This is a genomic window from Pseudomonas sp. BF-R-01 (genome assembly GCF_019946615.1).
GTDB classification, from domain to species: domain Bacteria; phylum Pseudomonadota; class Gammaproteobacteria; order Pseudomonadales; family Pseudomonadaceae; genus Aquipseudomonas; species Aquipseudomonas migulae.
Window position 1 is genome coordinate 1 of record NZ_JAGYFX010000052.1, and the last position, 24,119, is coordinate 24,119.

Here is a 24,119-nt window from a genome sequence, read left to right on the forward strand (position 1 = left end):
ATCGCCAGCAAGCCGGCTCCTACAGGGTTTTGTGCTGGGGCAAAAAAAGGGGCAGACCCGCTAAGGTCTGCCCCATTTTTTTGTTGCGCTGACGAGCTTAGTCCGTCTCGATCCGCGAATGTTTGCGGGTGTCTTTCATGGTGATGTACACCAGCAACGACACGGCAATACACGCGGTGACATACCAGTAGTAACCGGTTTCCATGCCGATGCTCTTGAACCACAGCGCGATGTATTCAGCGGTGCCGCCGAAGATCGACACGGTCAGGGCGTACGGCAGGCCAACGCCCAGGGCGCGGATTTCGGTCGGGAACAGCTCGGCTTTCACCACGGCGTTGATCGAGGTGTAGCCGCTGACGATGATCAGCGCCGCCATGATCAGGAAGAACGCGCCCCACCACGACTGGATGGTGTGCAGGGTGGTGAGGATCGGCACGGTGAACAGTGTGCCGAGGATGCCGAAGGCGATCAGGATCGGCCGACGACCGACCTTGTCCGACAGCCCGCCGATGATCGGTTGCAGGCACATGAACAGGAACAGCGTGGCAGCGGAAATGGTGGTGGAGTCGGAGATGCTCATGCCGACGGTGTTCACCAGGTATTTCTGCATGTACGTGGTGTAGGTGTAGAACGCCAGGGTGCCGCCCATCGTCAGGCCGACCACGGTCATCAGTTCCTTGGGATGGCGCATCAGCGTGCGCATGGCGCTTTCTTTTTTCTCTTTCTTGACCTTGGTGAACGACTCGGTCTCTTCCATGCCACGGCGCAGGTAAAGCGCGACCACGGCACACAGCGCGCCGATGGCGAACGGAATACGCCAGCCCCACGCGTACAGCTCTTCGGTGGTCAGCACTTGTTGCAACACGATCAGCACCGCCAGTGCGATGAGCTGGCCAGAGATCAGGGTCACGTACTGGAAGCTGGAGTAGAAACCGCGACGCTCCTTGGTCGCCATTTCGCTGAGGTAGGTGGCCGAGGTGCCGTATTCGCCACCGACCGACAGGCCTTGCAGCAGACGGGCGAACACCAGCAGGATCGGCGCGCCGATGCCGATGGTTTCATAACCGGGGCTCAGGGCAATCAGCAGCGAGCCGAAGCACATCAGGTACACCGAGGCCATCAATGCGCGTTTACGCCCGGCCTTGTCGGCGTAGAGGCCCATCAGCCAGCCACCGATCGGGCGCATCAGGAAGCCCACGGCGAAGATCGCGGCGGTATTCAGCAGTTGGGCGGTGGTGTCGCCTTTGGGGAAAAACGCTTTGGCGAAGTACAGGGAGAAGGCGGCATAGACGTACCAGTCGTACCACTCGACCATGTTGCCGACCGAACCGCTGAAGATCGATTTGATACGACTGGCGGTGGTTCTTTCTTTGACCGGCACGGCAGCCGACCCAAGGGGCAGGGCGTTGGAGTTATCCATTGAAGGATCCTTCGTTTAATTGTTTTTGTGGAGCGCGTTTAAACGCAGCCTGCGAGGGCTATAGCAGGAGGTGTGCCAACGGGGGGAGGGCCGGTTTAGAGGGGGGTTGAGGTTTGAGTGAGCGGAAATCCGCTTATGGTTGGCGGAGTAACGAGCGAAAATCCGCGCATCTTCGTAATCCTGTAGGAGCGAGGCTCGCCCGCGAAGAACGATAATGCGGTGTTTCAGGTAGACCGCGCTGACTTCTTCGCGGGCAAGCCTCGCTCCTACAGGGTTTGTGTTGGCCGTTAGAGGAACATCTCGCGGGTCAGGCCATGCCGCTGCATCTTTTCATTGAAGGTGCGGCGCGGCAGTTGCAGCTCTTCCAGCACCGCTTTCACATCGCCCTTGTGCCGCGTCAACGCCGCGCGCAGGCAATGCGCTTCGAACGCTTCCTGCTGCGCTGCCAGCGACTGCCCCGGATCGATACCCGCAGGCGTGGGCTCTTCCAGCCCCAATACTTGCCGTTCGGCCACGTTCGCCAGTTCGCGCACATTGCCCGGCCAGTCGTGGCTCAACAGATGGCTCAACTGCGGGCCGCTCAGCGGCGCAATCGTGCGACCCAGTCGCTCGGCAGCCTTGTGCGCAAACGACTCGAACAACAACGGAATGTCTTCGCGTCGATCACGCAACGGCGGCAAGCGCAACTCGGCAACGTTCAGCCGATAGGCCAGATCCTCGCGAAAACGCCCGGCCCGCGCCTCGTCCAGCAAATCCGGTTTGGTCGCAGCAATGATCCGTAAATCCACGCGAATGCTCTGATTGGAACCCAAGCGCTCCAGCTTCTGCTCCTGCAACACCCGCAGCAATTTCACCTGTTGGGCCAGCGGCATGCTTTCGATTTCATCGAGAAACAGCGTGCCGCCATCGGCGTATTCAAGCTTGCCGATGCGTTTGCCCTGAGCGCCGGTGAACGCGCCGCTCTCGTGTCCGAACAGCTCGGCCTCGAACAATTGCTCGGGAATCGCCGCACAGTTCAGCGCGACAAACGGCTTGTCGGCACGCGGACCGAAGTCGTGCAGGCAACGGGCGACCAGCTCCTTGCCGCTGCCGGTTTCACCGCGAATCAACACGTTGACCGGCAACGCCGCCAGATCCAGCACTTGCCGACGCAATGTCTGCAAGCCACGGGACACGCCGAGCAAGGTCGCGTCGAGTTTGGCGCGGTTATCGGCCTGCTCGTGCAACGCGCGGTTTTCCAGCACCAGTCGGCGCTTGTCCAGCGCACGGCGCAGGCTGCCGAGCAGGGTTTCCGGGCTGAAGGGTTTTTCGAGAAAGTCGTAGGCGCCATCGCGCATCGCATCGACCGCCATCGGCACATCGCCGTGGCCGGTCAGCAGAATCACCGGCAAATCGGCATCGCGGCGCTGCACTTCGGCGAGCAGTTCCAGCCCGGTCATGCCGGGCATGCGCACGTCGCTGAGGATCACACCGGGGAAATGCTTGGGCAGCTGAGCCAGGCATTCATCGGCGCGGCTGAACAACTGCACCTCGAAACCCGACAGGCTCAGCCATTGTTCGACGGCGCTGCGGATGCTGCTTTCGTCGTCGACCACCATCACAGAATTCAGCATGCGCCAGGCGCCTCCGGATCGATGGGCAGGGTGAGGGCGAACACCGCGCCGTTGTCGTGATTAGCGGCGCTCAGGCGTCCGCCCGATTCGTGAACGATGGCAAAGGATACGGCCAGACCGATGCCCAGGCCATCGCCCACCGGTTTGGTGGTGAAAAACGGATCGAAGACCTTCGACAGATTTTCTTCGGCGATGCCGCCACCGTTGTCGATGACGCTCAGACGCCACAGTTGTTCGTCGGCTTCGAGGCGGATTTCCAGGCGTTTGCAGGGTTTATCCTGCATCGCATCCAGGGCGTTGCGCAGCAGATTGATCAGCACCTGCTCCAGGCGAATCGCATCGCCGCGCACCCACGCCGGGCGTGTCAGGTGCAGCACGGTGCTGACTTGCTCATCGCGCAGGCGCGTGTCGAGCAGTTGCAGCGATTGGTCCACCACCGAAGCCAGGTCCAGGCGTTCGCGCAAGCCGCTGGGGCTTTTGCGGGCGAAGGTTTTCAGGTGGCCGGTGAGGGCGGCCATGCGCGTCAGCATCTCATCCACCGGTTTCAGTGCCTTGTAGGCGTCTTCGACCCGGCCGTGATCCAGCAGCAACCGCAGCGTCGCCAATTGCATGCGCTGGGCGGTCAGCGGCTGATTGATTTCATGGGCCAGCGCTGCCGACATCTGGCCGAGAGCGGCCAGTTTGGCCGATTGCACCAGACCGTCCTGCGCCGTGCGCAGGTCGCGGGTACGTTCTTCCACTAACTGCTCGAGTTCTTCGCGACTGCGCTGACGCATCTTGGCCAGGCGCCAGCGCTGGTTGAGGAACAGCAGCAGAAACACCAGCGTCAGCCACAACCCGGCAGCGGCGAGGGCGGCATTGCGACTGTCTTCGAACGCCACCTGCGGACGACGCAGCAAGTGCAGCGTCCAGCCCTCGGCGGTCAGCGGCAGGGATTCCCACAGGTAATCCGCTTTGCCGTCCGGGCCTTCGACCCGCGCCAGTTCGCTGTTGTCGTCAAAGCGCCGCAATGTTTGATAGCCGAGCAGCGTCAGCGGCTGCTTGTCGTATTGGCGGGTGGCCTTGAGTTCGGCGTGGTCGCTTTCACTCAGCGGTTTCAACTGGCGATAGCGCCAGCCCGGCTGATTGGCGATGAAGATGATCCCGCGTGCATCGCTGACCAGCAGCGTGTCGCTGCCCTGACGCCATTCGCGCTCCAGTTCGGGAAATTCGAGCTTCACCACCATGGCGCCGAGAAACTTCCCGCCGTCATCGGTGACGGCGCTGGACAGGAAGTAACCGGGAATCCCGCTGGTCACGCCCACCGCATAAAATCGCCCGGTGCCTTGGGTGCGGGTCTGGCTGAAGTAGGGGCGAAAACCGTAGTTGTGACCGACGTAACTGCTGGGCAAACGCCAGTTGCTCGCCGCCACGGCGAGGCCGGTGTGATCGAGCAGTTCCAGGGTCGAAGACTCTGCTGCGCCATTGATCTTTTCCAGTTTGCGGTTCAGCGCGTCCTGCTGTTCCGGTGTCACCGGACCGTTTAGCGCCGAACGCAGCTCCGGGTCCAGCGCCAGCACGGCGGGCAGGGCGCGGTAGCGTTCGATCAGGGTGTGCAGGGACGTGGCGTACAAGCCCAGTTGCAGATTGGCGCGGGCGGCATCTTCCACCAGGGCCTGGCGCTCGGCGTGGCGCATGGCTAGCGTGGCGGCGATGGCGGCACCGGCAACGATGACAAGGGAGTAGAGTGTCAGGCGCACAGCGCGGGCAGTCTGGATCATGCAATGAGTAACACGCAGCCGTATGGGCGGGCACAATAGCATGTGTTTACAGAGGGTTCATTCTATTTACCAAGTGCCCATTCCTCCAGCATCTATATATCGGGAGAGTGGCATTAGTATGTCCGATTGCGTTATAAGCTCTTCGTTAAGGACCGTGGTTCTACCTGCCTCGTAATCAGCGAAGTGGGTGACAATACTGTCGAATACAGGGTCTCTTTGTCTTAAAATATCCGTCAGAACACCGGCACCCACCATTGATGTCAGAAGGTTTGTCCTGTCTAGTTTTTTGTCGTGAAGCGTCATGAAACCCAAGCCCATTGGGTCTAATTTTTCAACTGATTTAACTGCTTTATTATAACGTATGACCATTTCATCCAGTATTGCGCTTAATGATGCATTGTTTGCGTGGGCGGCGAATGAGCTGTTGTATATGTGAGGAGTTTTGTTCCAGTCACTAGTGCCAGGTAATAATGTAAGCACTTGATCGGGTTCTGCTTCCAGTGGCGTAGATCCTAGTCGGGAATATCTTCCCTTTTTGTTATCGTCGTAATAGATGTCGTCGGAGTCGGAGTAAAGGCCGCCGCGTTCGTTTACTAAATGCATTCTTAATACATCTACTGCAAACGCCAGATTTTTTTCGCCAGAATTCCTGAAATCGTCGTAGAGGGCCGATGCGGGAGTAGTGTAGAACTTGTTAAAGATATCACTGCCTTGCAATGAGTGCACCTCATGCACTTTTAGGTCTTTGAGGGTTTCGTTAAATGAATCCTCAACATAACTGTCCAGGAAAAGATGTACCTTGTAACCGTCGGCTTGTGAAACGATATTGTTAATGTTTTCTGAGCGATCTTTCAGTTTTTCAGGGTTTTCGCCAGCCCATATTAAAATTATCTCTTTGTTGATTGGAGTTTTTTCCCGACCTTGCATATCTCTGTACGCAACGGGGTTGTTGCCTACCATTTTAAAAAAATTAAGCCCATCAACATCTCCCGCAGGATCCGGATTCACCCACCGCCCCAACCACGGCGCAAAATACCGAAACCCATAATAATAAAGCCCACACGCATCCCGTTCCTTGCCCGAATACCGAACGGTCTTGTAATCCGCATCGACCTTCGAACGCGCCGCCCACCACGCCGTCCCGCCATAGGGGTAATAACCCTCGTGGCTGATCACACCCGCGTGTTTATCCAGTTCCAGGCTGCAAGACCCCAGATGATCGTCAACGCTGTAGCGCAACTGATCGGCCTCGATATCCCCGGGCTTGCCCTTGACCCAATGCAGGCACCGCACGCTGCCACGGGCCAGCGGAACGCAGATGACCTGAAGTTCTTCGTCGTCATCGCTGGTGCGCACTTCCAGCCCCGGAAGGTAATGAACGACACGCCGATGAGCCACGGCATGGGCCTGTTGGCTGCTGAACTTGGCCACCCGTTCACCGGCTGCGTTGTAGCGATACCCTTCAGCGTCATCGGCCTCGGTCGGGCGGCCGACGGTGGTCACGCTTTGCAAATGATTCAACGCGTCCCAGGACATCGGCTGTGCACCGGGGGCCAGATATTGCTGGTTGCCGTTTGCGTCGAAATTGCGTGGGAAGTCCGGCTCGTCTTCACCGTCGTTCCAGGGCAGGGCGCGGTTGCTCTGCGGATCGACGCGCAGCTGTTGCCTGAACGGATTTCCATCACTGACATGACGCAGTTCGGTGCGGTTACCACTGGCGTCGTACGCGTAGTATTCGGTGTAGTTGAGCAGCCGCCCGGGGTCGATGGGACTGGGCGTGATCAGTTCCGGCAGACCGGGGATCTGCCCGGCATTGGCAGTCTCACGACCCGTGGCGCAGATCAGTTGGTAAAGACTGTCGTAGGTGTAAGTGTTTTCTGCCGCTACACGCTGGTTGGCGAAAAACGTGACGGGTTGGGTATGGTCCACCAGTCGCAGGATGTTGCCGACCGGGTCGTACTCATAACGCAGGTCCTGCAAGCGAGCACATGCCGAGGTGGTGGCGGTCAAGCGCTTCAACCGGCCGCTCGCCGCCTCGTAGGTTGCGCTGCTGGTGACGTCGTTGCCGGTCACCTGAGTCAGCAGTTGGCCTTCGGCGTTGTAGCTCGCCGCTTTCAACAGCGGTTGCGGGCCTTGAGAGTCGAGGGTCAGGTCAATGCGTTGCAATTGCCCGGCGCGATCAACGCTGAAGTGTTGTCGATGACCACCGGCATCGGTCTGTTCAAACACTTGCCCCGACGGCCCGAAACGGCTCGCTGTGATGTAACCCGCGCCGGGTTGCAGCAGGGCGTCGCGTTCCGCTTCGTCAGCGGACCAATCGACCTGCACATCAGAATTTTCAGGTAAAAAGCGCCGGGTCTGGCGGATCAAACCACCGCTCAGCGCCTGTTGATTGAGCCAGACGCAACCGGCCCTATCATCGTGACGAATCACCTGTCCGCACTGATTGCGCTCCACGAACTCACCAGCGTTGTCTGCATAGGTCAGGCGTTCGACAGTACGTAAGGTCGAGCCTCGGGTTTGTTCAAGGACTGCGGTCAGCCGTCGCTGTGCGTCGTACTCATTCTGCCAATGACTGCCTCGACCATCCCAATGCTCGCGCATGTGCCCGGTCCTGTCCGGCAAGCCCAGACGCCATCCGGCGTCGCGACTTTCAGTGCACAACGCCGCGCCAGACAGGCTGTAAACCGTGGCCATGTTCGGGCGGGACGCGGGCGCGAGGAAGCGCGGATCCCGTTGCGCCACCAGGCGACCGGCGCCGTCATGCTCCTGAGCCGTCACCAGCGCTTCGGGCCTGAGCTCAGCCGCGTCTCGCCGCCAGTACGCGACCTGACGAACTGGCAGGCCACGGTTGTCGATGACCGCCAGTTGTGGCGTATGCGAATGGATGCTCATGTTCAATGGAGCGTTCTGTTGGTTCGGCGCTTTTCGGGTGGTGGCGGCTCAAACAGATCATTCTCGTCAAACGCCACGGTGCACCAGATCCAGTACCACATTTCCCGGCGCAGCGGTTTCAGCTCCGGTGGATCACCTTGCAGCATTTTTTTCGCCAGCACGGTTTCGGTCGGACGCCCTGCAGCATCGTAGAACTGCTGGTCGTGATAGGCGTGTTTACGCATTGAGTGGTCTTTGATGTTTATCCACCTATCCGCGAAATACGGCCGGTAGATCCGCACTTTTTCACCCTTGTTGTTGTATTCGACCGGCTCGCTGACCCGCCAGCGTCGCGCGGCTAAGGCTTCGTCCGGGGTGCCATCGTCCTTGAGTTTCAAGGTGCCGTCGTCCAACACCACCCAAGCCTTGCCCGGTTCGACCTCCTGCTTGGTTTGCAGTACCCGGCTGAAGCCGTCCTGATGGCTGATGGCGATGCGAATCTGTAACTCCGGATCGCCGGGATAACGGTCTGCTTGCAGGATCGCGATGTGAACCGGCTCACGATGGGCGGCGTCGACGTATTGCTGGAGAAGTCGCTCGGAGGGTGTGGGGGTTTCAAGTTCGTGCAGATGCTCGCGAGCGCGATCACAAAGGTGGCCGCTGGGTAGCACAAACCCTTCTGCCAGCGCCCAGGTCAGCCATTCCTCAGCGGGCGGCTCGGTTGTCGGCAGACGGCCCATCCAGCTGAACGCGTCGCTGAACATGGCCATGGCGTAATTGCCGATGGCGACAAAGGGCGATTCGATGGCATGGGCCGGACTGCGGTCGTCGGGGCGCACGTAGTCGCTCAGCGGGTCGAAGCCGACCGCCTCACCCAGTTCGGTGCCATAAAAACTGGTGACCAGCACTTCGCCAAAAGCGTTGTAGCGCGCTTCCTGGGTGTTTTGATTGGGGTCTTTGATCGCTGCGGGCAGAAACGTGCAGTAATCAGTGTCGACGATCTGAGTGATGCAACCGTCCGGCAATTCGATGGCTGTGTGCAGGCACCAGTAAGGGTCGTAGGTGACTTTGGTGATGCCGTGGCTTCGGGTTTGCTGGAAGGATTCGACGTTGTAGAAACCCTCGGAATCATAGTATTTCGGAAACCCTCGGTGAATCGACCACAGGTATTCCTTCGCGTCAGTCGGGTCGGTGGGCTCCGACTGCTCAACCTCAGGCAAGAACCACTTCATGATGTGGTAACCCACCTCGGGTGATTCGAGCTTCTCCTTGAGGTTGAAGGGCATGTTGCCGTCTTTGTCCTTGAGCTTGTCATAAGCGCTCAAGGCCCTGCGATACAGTTCGGCAATCACCACATGGGCCAGCAGCGCATGGACAGTCGCCTTGCCTTGTTCCAGTGTCTGACTGTTGAGAGGATCGGTGTAGAGCTGCATCGACATGCCCGCGAGCACCGACTGCTTCGCCCATTCACCCTCGTCCTTGCTCCACTCCAGAAAGTTCTCGTGGTGGATATCTTTGATACTCAACTGCGCCTTTTCCAGCACCAGCGCATTACTGCGCTCCCGATACGGCAACCCCAGTCGAAAAGGCATACCCGGCTTCCAGGTCGCTTCGTCGTACACGTGAATGAATTCGGCCTTGGACTCGGTCAAATACCAGCACTGCTACGCCTCATCGTGGGCATCTTTCCAATAGCGGTTTTTATGCTCGTCTTCAAAGGGCGGCGTTGCGTCGGTTTTGCGCCGGGCGTAGTAGACGATCATCGCGTGGAGTACGCTGCCGAACTCGTCCCATTTCAGGCTGAGGCTGTGTTCGCAGCGCGGGTCGTCCGCCAGTTCAGGTTCGTACTGATAGCTGATGGATTCCAGCGCCATGGGTTGCAGCACGGCATAGGGGTAATGCTCGCTTTTTGCCCGCAACAGGCGTACCTGATAGCGGGCTTCCGTCACTGCATACGGCACAACCGGGTTATCCCGAGCGAAAATTTCAGAGCGCAGCGTCGAGCCACTGAGCGCACGTGCGATCTGGCGGGCCGTTTCTTCGTCAGGCTCCAGCGGTTCGCCGGCCTTGTCGCGCGCGTGAAAACGTTCCAGTTTGGTGGCTTTCAGCGCAACGGCCTGCACATCGCTGCTGTAATACCCGTCCCTTGGCGGATCAATGGTCTTGCCCGTGTGAAACCAGGTTTTACTCAGGATCGGCGCGGTGAAGCCCAGGCTTCTGCGTTCCGCCTCGGTCGCTTCGGTATCGGTCTGCAATAACAGGCCAAAACCACGGAACTCCCGTTCGAAGGGGTCGTAATAACCCTGGCGGTAACTCATGAGCTGGGTCAGTTTATTGCCGGTGATTTCATCGATCTGGGTCTGGCGCTTGACCAGGTGCATGGCGAACGGCACACCGGACTCGACGACCTTGTCATTATCGATCTGATGGTGCTCGTATTCCTCGTCAAGGAACTCCTGTGCCGAACTGCGATAGTCGATGAGGCTGAGCGTGCCCATGTTGTTGTTGCTGCGGTTGACCAGATACGGTTTGGCTTTGACGAAATCGTAGCGCCAGTGCCGGGGCGACATGTGCGGTACGGTCAGGACCACACTGGTGCAGCCCAGTCCCAGCAGGTCGGCAGTCGTGACCTGGCACAACCGGTCGTAGCGCACGCCTTCAGGCCAGGGCAGATCAATCGACTCGGCGGCGAAACCCTTGCCACAGTGGTTCATGAACACCCGCATCCGATCGGATTCCAGATAAATCAGGTCAGTTGCCCCCGAACCATCCAGATCCGCCAGCAAGACTTGCGAAGCATTGAATGACTCGTAAGGAAACGTCGGGGTGCTGAGCACTATTCGATTACCAAAACGCCCGTGACCGAGGTTGGGCCAGCACTCCAGGCTGTTGTGACGGAGACGGAACAGGTGCTGTTTGCCGCTGCCCAGCACGTCACTGAAGCCCACCACTTCGGTTTCAGAATTGCTCGGCAGTGGCAGGGCATCGTCGTTGTCGTGCTCTACATTCCGGCCGGCACTGAACCCCTTGTCATCGCCCAGATTGGTGTACAACCGCACGCTGTTACTGCCGATCAGGGCCACGTGAGTGCGACCGTCGCCTACCAGGTCGGCCATCTGCGCCTGAGGATGGAAGTACTCCAGCGGGAAGGCTTTGTAGGGGACAAATCCTGACCACTGGCGGTCAGGGTTCATGGTGAAGCAGCCATTCATGGTCGGCGCGTGTACACCCCATTCGAGCTTGCCGTCACCGTTCAGGTCGGTGAGCGTCTGACGCAGCGATTTACTGCTGTCGGCCAGCGGAGTGTATGGCTGTTCAGTCAGGTCGCCGTAGCGAACGTCATCGCTGGGGTAGTTATCGCGCAACGGTTCGCGGTAGAACCAGGCCTTGTCGTAGCGACATAAAATGCCGGGCATGCCTTTACCGTACAAATCCACCAATTGGTAACGCTGACCGTCATTGAGGCCTGGCATCTGCGGGAACGCTTTCCAGCCGGGTTGATCGGCTTTTTTCAGATCGAAGGGCGCATAGCTGAATTCGAACGGCGGCCGGCTCTCGACTTTGCCTTGTTGATCGTAGGCCTGAAGATGAGCGGCAGTCAGGTGGTTGTATTCCAGCGCACCCTGGCGGTGCTGCAGAAAAAGCCGTTGGACCAGCGTTGGTGAGTCACCCAGTTCGTTGCGGAAATGGTGAAACATCAGCACCTGCCGACAGAGGCGCCGCGTGCCCAGTTCGAATCCGTAATCGTGATTCCAGAACGGGTCGCTGCGTTCGAGCCATTTGTCGTGCTGATCGCCTCCCTGCAAGTACTCGGGGCCATAGACCGGTATTTGCGTCAGGTCGTGGCTGCGTTCGCCGTAATCGAACAGCAGATGAAAGTGGAAGTCGACGTCCTTCCAGCCACCGTCTTTCAACGAATACAGCTCTGACTCCGCCACTGCATTGCCGTACAGCACTCGCTGCAAATACCTCTGGGCACGGTAGTCGCGAAAATCGGGCGCGACCGGATTCTGCGTTTCGGCTTTGTATTCATAGACGATGTGCTCGCCCCGAGGCGTGACGGTTTCGTCCAGCAGCCAGACTCCGACGCGTTCGGGCTCCTGGGGTTTGTTCTCGTCCCTGGGTTCTACCCGGCGCGAGGCCAGCGTCTTGCCATAGACATGGCGATTGCCGTCGGCGCTATGAATCAACCAGAAACCGGCCGCATCGTCGTCACTGACCAGCCGTTCGATTTTGGCAAAACCGCCCTCGATGCGTGGCTGATAGCGAATGGCTCGATAATTTGTTGTCCCGAGAGTGACGGGTCTGTCAACGATCTCGCCCTGGGCATCCAGCTCCGGCATCCAGGTTTCGCCATCGGCGCCGACCATCAGATCCTTGCGCTTGTCGTACAGTGGAACGCCCTTGCTCGTGCGCACCGTTATCGCATTGACGGTCAAATGCCAGCCGATACCGAAAATACTGTTGCCCACGTGGCTGCTGTAGCTCAGCGAAAGAGCCGGCACCATTTCCCGATTGGGAGCCTGGGAAATGGGCACCGGTATGGCCAACGAGGCCGAACCTGTAGTCCCCACTGCTCCCCAGCCGCCAAAACTGGCAATGGCGCCGCCGATTTTCGGTTGGGCGGGGGCTGAAATATTGATAGTGCCTTTTTGTTCTTCCGTGGCCATTTCCGTTTCCACCTGACAAGGACGCACAAGTGCATTCAACTTATCAGGGGCTGCGGCGGCTGTGACCTGTCATATCTGACAGGTCAGCCCTGTTAGCCGGGGAAATTCCGGGATTACTCCAGGCGAAAAAAAACCGGTCTGTCGTCACCAACAGGCCGGTTTTTTCAGGGGCGTTTCAGCGCAACTTACTGCACTTCTACCGCCAGACTCTCACTGATCTTTTTCTGCCAGATGGCAGGACCGGTGATGTGTACCGATTCACCTTTGCTGTCGACCGCAACCGTCACCGGCATGTCCTTCACGTCGAACTCGTAGATGGCTTCCATCCCCAGTTCAGCGAAAGCCACCACGCGGGATTTCTTGATGGCTTGTGCCACCAGATAAGCCGCGCCGCCAACCGCCATCAGGTAAACGGCCTTGTGGTCCTTGATCGCATCGATTGCGGTCGGGCCGCGTTCGGATTTGCCGATCATGCCCAACAGGCCGGTTTGCTCGAGGATCTGACGGGTGAACTTGTCCATCCGCGTCGCGGTAGTCGGGCCAGCCGGGCCAACCACTTCTTCGCGCACCGGATCAACCGGGCCGACGTAGTAGATGAAGCGACCTTTCAGATCCACCGGCAGGGTTTCACCCTTGTTCAGCATCTCGACCATGCGCTTGTGCGCGGCGTCGCGACCGGTGAGCATCTTGCCGTTGAGCAGGACGGTTTCGCCCGGCTTCCAGCTTTGTACTTCTTCCGGGGTCAGGGTGTCGAGGTTGACGCGACGGGCCGACGGGCCGGCTTCCCAGACGATTTCCGGGTAGGCGTCCAGCGGTGGCGCTTCCAGGGAGGCCGGGCCGGAACCGTCGAGCACGAAGTGCGCGTGACGGGTGGCGGCGCAGTTCGGGATCATGCACACCGGCAACGAAGCGGCGTGGGTCGGGTAATCCATGATCTTCACGTCGAGCACGGTGGTCAGGCCACCGAGGCCCTGGGCGCCGATGCCCAGTTGGTTGACCTTCTCGAACAGCTCCAGACGCATCTCTTCGATACGGTTGGACGGGCCGCGCTTTTTCAGCTCGTGAATGTCGATGGATTCCATCAACACTTCCTTGGCCATGACGGCGGCTTTCTCGGCGGTGCCGCCGATGCCGATGCCGAGCATGCCCGGTGGGCACCAGCCGGCGCCCATTTCCGGAACGGTCTTCAGTACCCAGTCGACGATCGAGTCGGACGGGTTGAGCATGGCCATTTTCGACTTGTTCTCGGAACCGCCGCCCTTGGCCGCCACGTCCACTTCCACGGTATTACCCGGAACGATGGAGTAGTGGATAACGGCCGGGGTGTTGTCCTTGGTGTTTTTACGAGCGCCCGCCGGGTCGGCGAGGATCGAGGCACGCAGGACGTTTTCCGGCAGGTTGTAAGCCCGGCGCACGCCTTCGTTGATCATGTCGTCCAGGCCCATGGTGGCGCCATCCCAACGTACGTCCATGCCCACGCGAACGAACACGGTGACGATGCCGGTGTCCTGGCAGATCGGGCGGTGGCCGGTGGCGCACATGCGCGAGTTGATCAGGATTTGCGCCATCGAGTCACGGGCCGCTGGCGATTCTTCGCGCAGGTAGGCTTCGTGCATCGCCTGGATGAAATCCACGGGGTGGTAATAGGAAATGAATTGCAGGGCGTCGGCAACGCTCTGAATCAGGTCGTCTTGCTTGATCACGGTCATGAGTCGCGCTCCTCTAAAAGACGGGAACATTCAATAAGGTGCTTGCAGCTTGGGTGCATCGGTCGGTTGCAAGCACCTTTCAAGGCACGCCGGGCATGCTGGCGCGACGCTAAAAAGGCGCGGCAGTATAACGCGCCTCGCAGGCGGGCACACGCGCCGGCAGTCAATCGTTGGTCGCATAGGCCCGTCAGGCGGATTCGGCTTGCGGGAGCGTTGTTCCCTGTAGGAGCCAGCTTGCTGGCGATGGCAATGGGGCAGTCAGCGTATTTGTATCTGTCAGACCGCTATCGCCAGCAAGCTGGCTCCTACAAAGGTTTGTGCGCAAATTCAGGGAGGGTCTAAAGTCATGCCCTTGACGCCGGTTTTCCGGCCTGAAAATTGAATGGTCATTTATCAGACACGCCACTAAAGTGGCATTCGGTCTGTAGAGTAGGACACTCGGTCAGCCTCCTTTCGCACGGTGAGTCAACGATTGACCCATAACGCTATCCAGCGCCTTTTGCTCAAACGTTTTGCCCTTGCGGCCGGCACCTACGCCCTGGCTCTACTGCTGCTGTGGCTGGCGTTTTTTACCGGTCATTACGATGAACCCCTGGCGAATGTCGCCGTCGGCAGCGCACTGGTGGTCATCAGTCAGGCGGCACTGTTCGCGGTGTTTTACAGCGGTTGCAACTTGCGTTTTTCCGACCCCAGCCTGACCGAAGCGCAAGTGTTGCTGGGGCTGGGCTGGCAAACCTGGCTGATCGCCAATCTGGATGAGGCACGCGGCGCGTTCCTGGTGTTCTACGTGCTGATTCTGTTGTTCGGGCTGTTTCACCTGTCGCGTCGGGCCTTTTTGCGGTGCGCGCTGCTGGTGTTTTTCAGTTTCAGTGCAATCACGCTGTGGGAGGGCTACAACTTTCAGTTGGCCGATCCGGCGCTGGCCGCGTTGCAGGTGTGCGTGCTGTTTATCGTGCTGGTCTGGCTGGAGCTTTACGCCCGTTACGTCCAGGCCTCACGCCTGCGGATGCGGCAGCGCCGATTTGCCTTGCAGGCGCATCAGGACACCCTGCGCGGAATGATGCGCCAGCTCGAAGACCTGGTGGCTACCGACGAATTGACCGGGCTGTTCAATCGCCGGCATTTCCTGCGCCTGGCCTCCCGCGAGCTCAACGCCATGGAACCCGGCGTGCTGCATGGCCTCGCGCTGATCGACCTCGATCACTTCAAACGCATCAACGACATGCACGGCCACGCTGCTGGCGATCAAGTGCTGCAAGCCTTCGCCGGTGTGGCCAGCGCCTGCCTGCGCGAGGGCGATGTACTGGCCCGCTATGGCGGCGAAGAGTTCGTGGTGTTGCTTCCCGATTGCAGCGGCGAACGCCTGACCTCCTGCTGCGAACGACTGCGCATTGCCTTCACCGATGTCGAGTTGATCGGCCTGAAGGTCGGCAATCTCAGCCTGTCGGCGGGCATGACGCTGCTGGAGCCGGGCGACGATCTCGACGATGCCTTGCAACGTGCCGATCAGGCGCTCTATCGCGCCAAACGCGACGGCCGCAATCGTTGCGCGGCGGCGTGGGAGAACGTCGATGCCTGAGTTGCGGGTCGGCGATCGCCAATGGTCGGTGGCAGTGGGCAGCAACCTGCTCGACGCGTTGAATCAGAACGGCGTGTCCGTTCCCTACAGTTGCCGCGCCGGCAGTTGCCATGCGTGCCTGGTGCAATGCACGCAAGGATTGCCGAGCGATAGCCGCCCCGATGCCTTGAGCGCAGAACAGCGTCAGCAAGGCTGGCGCCTGGCGTGCCAGTGTCAGGTGGTCGAGGATTTGCAGGTGCATGCCTTCGACCCGCTACAGGACGGCAGCCCGGCCGAGGTCGCCGCCGTCGATTGGTTGAGCAGCAGCGTGTTGCGTTTGCGCCTGACCCCTCAGCGTCCGTTGCGCTACAGCGCCGGGCAGCATCTGGTGTTGTGGGCCGGAAACGTGGCGCGGCCATACTCCCTGGCCAGCCTGCCGGGAGAAGACCGCTTTCTGGAGTTTCACCTTGATTGTCGCCAGCCCGGTGCATTCAGTGATGCTGCGCGTCAGTTGCAGATCGGCGACCCGCTGCGTCTCGGCGAACTGCGTGGCGGCGCGCTGCATTACGACGCCGACTGGCACACCCGACCGTTGTGGCTGATGGCCGCCGGCACCGGGCTGGGTCCGTTGTTCGGCGTTTTGCGCGAAGCCCTGCGTCAGGATCACCAGGGCGCCATCCGCGTCATTCACCTGGCCCATGATGCCGATGAGCATTATCTGGCCAAACCCCTGCAAGCCATGGCCGCCAGCCGCCCGAACCTCAGCATCGAGCTGTGGACGCCGACCGAGTTGCCCGCGGCTTTGGCGCAACTGCGGCTTGTTTCCCGGCAAACCCTGGCCTTACTCTGCGGGTCCCCCGACAGCGTCGACGCCTTCGCCCGGCGCCTGTACCTGGCGGGACTGCCGCGCAATCAACTGCTGGCCGACGTCTTCCTGCCCCGCGGTTGAGCGCTGATTTCCAGACGCGAGACCGACCATGACCGATGCCATCCAGATTGAACGCGAACGCGGCCTGCTGACCCTGCGCCTCAACCGCCCCGACAAGAAAAACGCCCTGACCCGTGCGATGTACAGCCACTTGGCCGAGGCGTTGAAACAGGCTGATACCGACCCCGAAATCAACGCCGTGCTGATCACCGGTTCCGCCGAGTGCTTCACCGCCGGCAACGACATCGCCGACTTCATTCAACAACCGCCGAGCAACCTCGACAGCCCGGTATTCCACTTCATGCTCAACCTGCTCGAATGCCGCAAACCGGTGGTCGCTGCCGTGGCTGGCGCCGCCGTGGGAATCGGCACGACGCTGCTGCTGCATTGCGATCTGGTGTATGTCGCCCGCGATGCGCGATTGCGCATGCCCTTCGTCAACCTCGGACTCTGCCCGGAGTTTGGTTCCAGCCTGCTTTTACCTCGATTGCTCGGGCATGCCAAAGCGGCGCAATTGTTGTTGCTCGGTGAAGGTTTCAGCGGTGAGCAAGCGGCCGATTGGGGCATTGCGACCGAAGCGCTGGGCAGTGGCGAAGCGGCATTGGCCAAGGCGCGGGAGATGGCGTTGCGGTTTGAGTCCCTGCCACCGGAAGCGGTGCGCATCAGCAAGCAGTTGATGAAAGCACCTGACCGCGAGCAACTGCGCAAAGTGATAGAAGAGGAGGGTGCGTTGTTCACTCAGCGGCTGCGCTCGCCGGAAGCGATAGCGGCGTTGTCGGGGTTTATCAACCGGCATTGAATTTGCGGTGCCTGATCTGGCCTCATCGCTGGCAAGCCAGCTCCTACAGGGTTATCACCGCTCTTGTAGGAGCTGGCTTGCCAGCGATGGGGTCCGCGAGAACAACACATCTTCCGGATCAGAAACCAAAAAGCCCCGCCATTCATATGGCGGGGCTTTCTTTTTTCAGCAACTGATCACTCAGACGATCGGATCGCCAGCTTGCAGGATCTTCATGCTGTTGCTGCCACCGATGGTGTGGTGTTCAGGAAGCGGGCGATGAGCGCTGCGTAGCTGACGCCGCTACCCCAATCGCCTAGTACCAGCACCTGCCCGTCTTTTTGCAAGGTCATAGTGTTAGCGACCGTGGAATGATTTTCGAATCGGGTTGAGCTCCAGCCTTTTCCGCGGCCAAAATCGGTATCCAATTTGCCGTTAATCAGGTAGCGCACCACCACGAACTCGGGGGTGTTGTCTTCTTGCCAAAACCTGCCTGATGCAATGATTTTTCCATCAACCAGTCCAACACCAAAAAACATCACCCCTTCTCCGAGGGATTGAAGCAGCACCTTTGCGTTATTGAATGTGGATTCAAACTCACCGTTTTCGGTGAGGCAGGCCAGCACGCCATGGCGTGGAGTCAACCCCCAACCTGCAACAAGAACACTTTTATCGGAGTACGGGGTGAGCTTTTCGAACGCGACGCCAAGGTTGTCGAACACTTTGAAACCCTTGTCTGCAAAGATCTGGTCGAAAGAGCCATCCTCATTCACACGAGCCACCATGCCATGACCTGCCAGTGTTCCGCACACGGTGATTTTTCCGTTGCGCACCAGAATGTCGCTGATGGTGCTGTTGCCCCAGTGTTGATTGGTCACGGCGACATAGCCACTCTTGTTGAAGCCGGTATCATACGAGCCATCAGGGTTGAGCCGGATCAGTAACGCGACCCTGGCAATCCAGATCGGCATGTACATTTCCATGACCACATAGATTTTCCCCTCCGCCACCGTGCAAGGCCCCGAGGCGCCGCTGCTGGTTGTCGTCAGCGGTGTAGAGCCCAGACCAAGGCTCTCGGAAAGGTTGGCGGGCAGTTTGACCGTTAGCTGACCTTTCACGCCAAAGCGTTCATCCACACGCCCGTCGAGATGAAGGCGAGCAAGTACCACCTCGCCTTTTTTCGTATCGATACCGGACAGCAGGATTCTTGTTTCACCCCCGACCGTCACAAACAGGATTTGCCGCAGATGGGTGTCCTGCATAGGGCCAAAACGTACGATTACGTACCCTTTGTTGCCAAAATCGACGTTCGGAGTGCCATCTTTGTGCAGGCAGGCAATACCTAACTTGTGAATGATGTCATCGCCGTCTGCATCGACGGCACCGCCGACATAGATGTTGCCGTCGGGGCCTTCGACAATACATTCGCCTGAAGTATCTCGGGCATCGAGGAAACGTAGAATCTTCTTACCGTCTTTATCGTCGCCAAATGTCGGGTCGAGATCACCGTCGGCGCGAGCGGTCAGGGCTGTGTACTGGCTCATCGTTCTATTCCTTTATTTGGAGTTTCCGGAGTGAGTTATCCATAGAGAACTGCCAATGACAGGCCGCAACAGCCAAGCGTGAGAAAACCTTGATGACAGCGATAGCAGGTGGACGGAGTCGATTAAAGGGGCTGAACGCAGGGGCGTCTACTGTCAGATATGACAGGTAGGAAGCGGTAAATCATCTATCAGACTGCCTTTAAACAAAAAAAAGCCCCGCCATGTAAATGGCGGGGCTTTTTGCTTCAAACGGTTTCATTGGGGTCTGCCCGTTCATCGACACTGTCAACTTTGACAGTAGCGTCTCCATGTCGGTGAGGGTAATGAGAGGGAAGTTGTTTTCTGGTGCCGCTATTTTACAGCAGTGTCACTGCTACAAAATGGATTGATAACGCTGATGCTCAATGCCATGCATACCTCACTGGATTCATTCACTCCGAAGGTATTATCAGTTGATCCTCGTGGATTGGCAGTCAGGATGATTGACTACCATCGTGCGCAAACAGGCTCGCCAGCAATGTCTAGAGTCACTCGGCAGAAGCATGACTGGCATGGCCGCTTGAGCGCCTCTATCGACCCTCGACTCGGGCGTCAAGCAGAGTCGGACCCGGCAGTGAAGGATAATTTTTGCAGCCATTTCAGCTTGTCCTCGGCGACGGTTTTTTCTGAAAGTGTTGATGCAGGTTGGCGCTTGATACTGTTCAACGAAGCCGGCGAATCAATAGTTTCCTGGGACAGTCGAGGGAATTTTCGACAGCTAACACATGACACGATGAACAGGCTTGTCGCTATGACAGAAACCATGCCGAATCAACCATCGGCAGTGGTTGAGCGTTTGAGCTACGGACACTCCGATGGCGAGTCGGCCAATCGAAATCAATGCGGACGACTCATTCGGCATGACGACACCGTTGGTAGCGAATTTACATCGGAGTTCGGAATGCTGGGCGCTCCTTTGGTGCAAGCACGACGGTTCACTGATTCCGTGCTCTCCCCGGACTGGCCTTTGGATGAAGAAGAGCGAGAGACGTTGCTTGAGCAGCAGCGTTTCATAACACGTTGGGACTTGAGTGCGCTGGGTGAAACACTTCGACAGATCGACTCCCGACAAAATATCCAGCGCAATATCTTTGACCTGACGGGAAACCTGAAACAAGCGCATCTACAGATCAACAGCGCAATCGAAAAGCCTGTAGTCGAGTTCATTGGCTACAACGCAGATAACAGGATTGTGCGCGAAGTCGCTGGTAATGGCGTCATTACCACTTGCGAGTACGATGATTGTAGTGGGCGGCTTGTTCATTTGCATTGCGCAGCCAATGTTCAACGGCCATTGCAAAGTTTGCGCTATGCATACGATCCGGTCGGTAATGTGGTGGAAATAAATGACGAGGTCACGGCGCCGGTTTACTTTCGCAATCAGCGAGTCGACCACCGTTGCACCTATGGCTATGACTCACTCTACCAATTGATTTGGAGTACGGGATTCGAAGCGCTCAATGCCCGGGACTCAGCGCAGGTGGCCAACTTTCGTGAAGACTATGAATATGATGAAGCCGGAAACCTGCACACGCTGGTGCATGCCGGTGGCAACCAGTACACCCGGCGAATGGTCACTGCGACTTACAGTAATCGCAGCCTTGCGGTTTACGACGATGATGCGCCTGGCGAGCCGGAAATTACCGCTGGTTTTGACCCTAATGGCAACAGCCAAGCCTTGTTGCGCGGACAGGTGCTGGAGTGGGATGGCAGGAATCAGTTACAGCGTGTGACACCAGTGTTCAGGTCCGATGAAGAAGACGATAGCGAAGTATATGGCTATGACAGTCAAGGGCAGCGTCTGCGTAAATCCAATACCCGTCTGAGCAAGTTCGGGAGTGTGATCCGGGAGGTTCGTTACTTACCAGGCATCGAGCTGCATACGGACTCAAATACTGGCAAGGCGCACCAGAGGGTCATGTTAGTGGCAGGGCTAACCAGGGTCAGCGTGATGCATTGGGAATCGGAACCGCCCTCGGGGATGGAGTCAGAGCATTGGGGTTACAGCCTGTCAAACCACCAGGGATCCAGCACTTTTGTATTGAGTGAGACAGCGCAGGTGCTGAGTCAGGAGTGTTATTTACCTTATGGAGGAACAGCGTGGTGGGTGGATAATGGGAGCGCTCATTCCAGTTACAAGACCATTCGCTATTCAGGAAAAGAACGCGATGCCAGTGGGCTTTATTACTACGGTTTGCGCTACTACGCACACTGGTTACAACGTTGGATCAGCCCTGATCCAGCAGGAGTTATTGATGGGCCTAATCTCTATCGCTTCGTCAGAAATAATCCCGTCACTCTGTTGGATACCAATGGCCTGGCTCCTGTCAGTCTGTTGTATGGATTTGAACACGCTAGGACTAGGGTACTGCCCAACCTTGTGGCAGCGTCCCCACAGCAGAGGTTTGTACGCATAGATGAAATTAATGATGCCCTGCAAATAAATATGGAAAACGCAGCTAAGGATTTTGAGGGGCTCAATGAAATGGTCAGGGACGGAGTCGAGATTGATGATGACAACATTGATTACTTCTTAAAAACCACCCCGAGTTATGGGGCGGCGCGTGGCGATGCCAAAAAAATTCTGCAAGGTTGGTCCGACTATTTGAAAACGCATTCCGCAGCGTTTGATATCAAGCGCAAACTTCAAACCTACGAAAACACTAATGAAAAGGATGTCTCCCAATTCTGGAAAAAAAACCTTCGTGAGTCAGTGAGTGAGCAGGAGGTTCAAGACTTCACTGCGGTGCTGCGAAAGGATCCAGGGCAGTTATTTTCTCAGCGAGATACCAGTTCTATCAGGGCAGGAGATGCAGTTATCAACTGGCAATTCAGGCAATTTTCAAAACTCGCACTGGACTGGGCGACCAGTACTGCAGATCTTGGTGAGGAGGCAGGGGTGGTGTTTCTTGATATTGTTGCCCGCTCCCCCCATTTTGTTTTCAAAGAGTTCTCTGAAAGCGTTTTTATGGCCAAGAGTTACAAGGAGTCAGGAGCTAAACTGGGCAAATCCTTCAATCCAATAACGCATTCCGAACGACGCCATCTACAGCGCAATACACTGACGCTCGACTCAAATTATGCGAAACGAGTCAGGTTCGTAAATCTTGCTCAAATCAGGAAGATGGAAAATAACTAATACGCAACAAACTGCAGGTGTAAAAAAGCCCCGCCATTCACATGGCGGGGCTTTTTGTTTTCAACAACCGATCACTCAGACCATTGGATCGCCAACGTGCAGGATTTTCATCCCGTTGGTGCCGCCGGTGGTGTGGTAGCTGTCGCCCTTGGTCAGGATGACCCAGTCGCCTTTTTCCACTACGCCACGCTTGACCAGTTCGTCGATTGCCGCCTGGCTGACTTCATTTGGAGCCAGCGAAGCCGGGTCGAACGGAATGGTGTACACGCCACGGAACATCGCCGCGCGAGCCTGAGCTTCGCGGTGTGGGGTGAACGCGTAGATCGGCACCGAGGAACGGATGCGCGACATGATCAGCGGGGTGTAGCCGCTTTCGGTCAACGCGATGATGGCCTTCACGCCCGGGAAGTGGTTGGCGGTGTACATGGTCGCCAGCGCAATGCTCTCGTCACAGCGCTGGAACTCTTTGCCGATACGGTGGCTGGAGGTCTTGCTGGTCGGGTGCTTTTCAGCGCCGACGCAAATGCGCGCCATCGCTTGCACCGCTTCCAGCGGGTACAGGCCGGCAGCACTTTCGGCCGAGAGCATCACGGCGTCGGTGTAGTCGAGCACGGCGTTGGCTACGTCGGACACTTCTGCACGGGTAGGCATCGGGTTCTGGATCATCGACTCCATCATCTGGGTCGCCACGATCACTGCCTTGTTGTGGCGGCGTGCGTGCAGAATGATCTTCTTCTGGATACCCACCAGCTCGGCGTCGCCGATTTCCACGCCCAGGTCACCACGGGCCACCATCACGGCGTCGGACGCATTGATCAGGCCATCAAGGGTTTCGTCGTCGGCCACGGCTTCGGCGCGTTCGATCTTCGCTACCAGCCAGGCAGTACCGCCGGCCTCGTCGCGCAGCTTACGGGCGTATTCCATGTCGGCGGCATCGCGCGGAAAGGACACGGCGAGGTAGTCGACTTCCATCTCGGCAGCGAGCTTGATGTCGGCCTTGTCTTTCTCGGTCAGGGCTGGAGCGGTCAAGCCACCGCCGCGACGGTTGATGCCTTTATGGTCGGACAGCGGGCCGCCGATGGTCACGGTGCAGTTCAGTTCGGTGGCGGTGGCGGTATCGACGCGCATCACCACGCGGCCGTCGTCGAGCAACAGCTCGTCGCCCACGCCGCAGTCTTTGACCAGGTCCGGGTAGTCGATGCCGACCACTTGCTGGTTGCCTTCGGTCAGAGGATGGCTGGTGGAGAAGGTGAATTGATCACCGATCTTCAGCTCGATCTTCTTGTTGGCGAATTTGGCGATACGGATTTTCGGACCTTGCAGGTCACCCAGCAGGGCAACGAAGCGGCCATGCTTGGCAGCGAGGTCACGCACCAGCTTCGCACGAGCCTTGTGCTCGTCGGGGGTGCCGTGGGAGAAGTTCAGGCGGGCGACGTCCAGGCCAGCCAGAATCAGCTGTTCGAGAACTTCCGGCGAGTTACTGGCCGGGCCAAGGGTAGCGACGATTTTGGTACGACGGACGGACATGCAAAGACTCCTGAGTTCAAGCGCTGAGTGAGGCTACTATGCTCTTGGGGTGTAGTCATTGTTCGTTTGCACTACTTATTCGTTTTTATCTTTAAATGAACATTCCTGAAGATTTTCGCCCACGGGTCGATACAGAGCTCAAGACAGGAGAACCCCCATGCGATTCGTGCTCATAGCCGCCCTTGCCCTCAGTGTCGTGGGCTGCACCCGTTTTTCGATGAACCATCATTTGAATAATGCCTACAGCGCTTATGACCGTGGCAATTGCGAGCAAGTGACGCTCGAACTGTCCAAAGTCGAACGCGCCAGCCGCGCGCGGCCTTATGTGTGGCCAGAAGTGTCGATGCTGCGCGGCTTGTGCCTGGAACGGCAGAAAATGTTCGTGGATGCGGCGCAAACCTACCAGTTCATCCAGGCATCGTACCCGCAAAGCGAGTACGCCTACCGCGCCCGCGCCCGGCTGGAAACCTTGCAGTCGCTGGGTCACTACCCGCTGCGCAGTGCGGCGGCGGTGCGGCCTACACGGTTCTGATTGCAGCGGTCATTCAACCACTGGCCCA

Annotated in this window: 14 protein-coding genes; 5 read left to right on the forward strand and 9 right to left on the reverse strand. The window is 58.2% G+C overall.

The features are described from left to right. Positions 1-97: 97 nt before the first annotated feature. The 7 genes from KGB27_RS19135 to KGB27_RS19160 form a co-directional block, all read right to left on the reverse strand. Positions 98-1,420 (reverse strand): MFS transporter, encoded by a 1,323-nt coding sequence (locus KGB27_RS19135; RefSeq protein WP_008041981.1) that lies wholly within the window; start codon positions 1,418-1,420, stop codon positions 98-100. A gap of 287 nt (positions 1,421-1,707) precedes the next feature. Then, on the reverse strand, positions 1,708-3,033 hold the full coding sequence (locus KGB27_RS19140; RefSeq protein WP_008031720.1) for a sigma-54-dependent transcriptional regulator: 1,326 nt from the start codon (positions 3,031-3,033) through the stop codon (positions 1,708-1,710). Next, complete coding sequence (locus tag KGB27_RS19145; RefSeq protein ID WP_411736708.1) at positions 3,027-4,835, reverse strand: ATP-binding protein; 1,809 nt, start codon at positions 4,833-4,835, stop codon at positions 3,027-3,029. Before KGB27_RS19145 ends, KGB27_RS19140 begins: the two co-directional genes overlap by 7 nt. 24 nt (positions 4,836-4,859) lie before the next feature. Then, positions 4,860-7,688, reverse strand: a complete 2,829-nt coding sequence (locus KGB27_RS19150; protein ID WP_223555813.1) for an RHS repeat domain-containing protein — start codon at positions 7,686-7,688, stop codon at positions 4,860-4,862. A gap of 2 nt (positions 7,689-7,690) precedes the next feature. Next, positions 7,691-9,259: a hypothetical protein gene (locus KGB27_RS31625; RefSeq protein ID WP_411736709.1), complete on the reverse strand. Its 1,569-nt coding sequence runs from the start codon at positions 9,257-9,259 to the stop codon at positions 7,691-7,693. A gap of 72 nt (positions 9,260-9,331) precedes the next feature. Beyond that, entirely contained in the window at positions 9,332-12,337 is a 3,006-nt protein-coding gene (locus KGB27_RS31630) for a SpvB/TcaC N-terminal domain-containing protein (protein ID WP_411736710.1), read from the reverse strand. 185 nt (positions 12,338-12,522) lie between these two features. Then, a complete protein-coding gene (locus KGB27_RS19160) occupies positions 12,523-14,046 on the reverse strand; it encodes a fumarate hydratase (RefSeq protein ID WP_008041971.1) in 1,524 nt (507 codons plus the stop codon). A 472-nt stretch (positions 14,047-14,518) separates the two neighbouring features. Between KGB27_RS19160 and KGB27_RS19165 the strand changes: the two genes are divergently transcribed. Genes KGB27_RS19165 through KGB27_RS19175 form a run of 3 tightly spaced genes read left to right on the forward strand, consistent with a single transcriptional unit; the run spans position 14,519 to position 17,331 of the window. Beyond that, positions 14,519-15,625, forward strand: coding sequence for a GGDEF domain-containing protein (locus tag KGB27_RS19165; protein WP_223555777.1), 1,107 nt, complete (start codon positions 14,519-14,521; stop codon positions 15,623-15,625). Next, positions 15,618-16,553: an iron-sulfur-binding ferredoxin reductase gene (locus tag KGB27_RS19170; protein WP_223555779.1), complete on the forward strand. Its 936-nt coding sequence runs from the start codon at positions 15,618-15,620 to the stop codon at positions 16,551-16,553. Before KGB27_RS19165 ends, KGB27_RS19170 begins: the two co-directional genes overlap by 8 nt. Positions 16,554-16,581: 28 nt before the next feature. Then, positions 16,582-17,331: an enoyl-CoA hydratase-related protein gene (locus KGB27_RS19175; protein ID WP_223555782.1), complete on the forward strand. Its 750-nt coding sequence runs from the start codon at positions 16,582-16,584 to the stop codon at positions 17,329-17,331. Positions 17,332-17,543: 212 nt separating this feature from the next. Here the strand turns inward: KGB27_RS19175 and KGB27_RS19180 are convergent, their stop codons facing one another. Then, positions 17,544-18,854, reverse strand: coding sequence for a delta-60 repeat domain-containing protein (locus KGB27_RS19180; RefSeq protein WP_223555785.1), 1,311 nt, complete (start codon positions 18,852-18,854; stop codon positions 17,544-17,546). A gap of 397 nt (positions 18,855-19,251) precedes the next feature. Here KGB27_RS19180 and KGB27_RS19185 point away from each other — a divergent pair, with 397 nt between their 5' ends. After that, complete coding sequence (locus tag KGB27_RS19185; protein WP_223555789.1) at positions 19,252-22,032, forward strand: RHS repeat domain-containing protein; 2,781 nt, start codon at positions 19,252-19,254, stop codon at positions 22,030-22,032. 75 nt (positions 22,033-22,107) lie between these two features. Here the strand turns inward: KGB27_RS19185 and pyk are convergent, their stop codons facing one another. Continuing rightward, complete coding sequence (pyk, locus tag KGB27_RS19190; protein ID WP_008031711.1) at positions 22,108-23,559, reverse strand: pyruvate kinase; 1,452 nt, start codon at positions 23,557-23,559, stop codon at positions 22,108-22,110. A gap of 157 nt (positions 23,560-23,716) precedes the next feature. Between pyk and KGB27_RS19195 the strand changes: the two genes are divergently transcribed. Then, the gene (locus KGB27_RS19195) at positions 23,717-24,091 is read left to right on the forward strand and encodes a tetratricopeptide repeat protein (protein ID WP_008031709.1); all 375 of its coding nucleotides are present in this window, start codon (positions 23,717-23,719) and stop codon (positions 24,089-24,091) included. Positions 24,092-24,119: the final 28 nt, after the last annotated feature.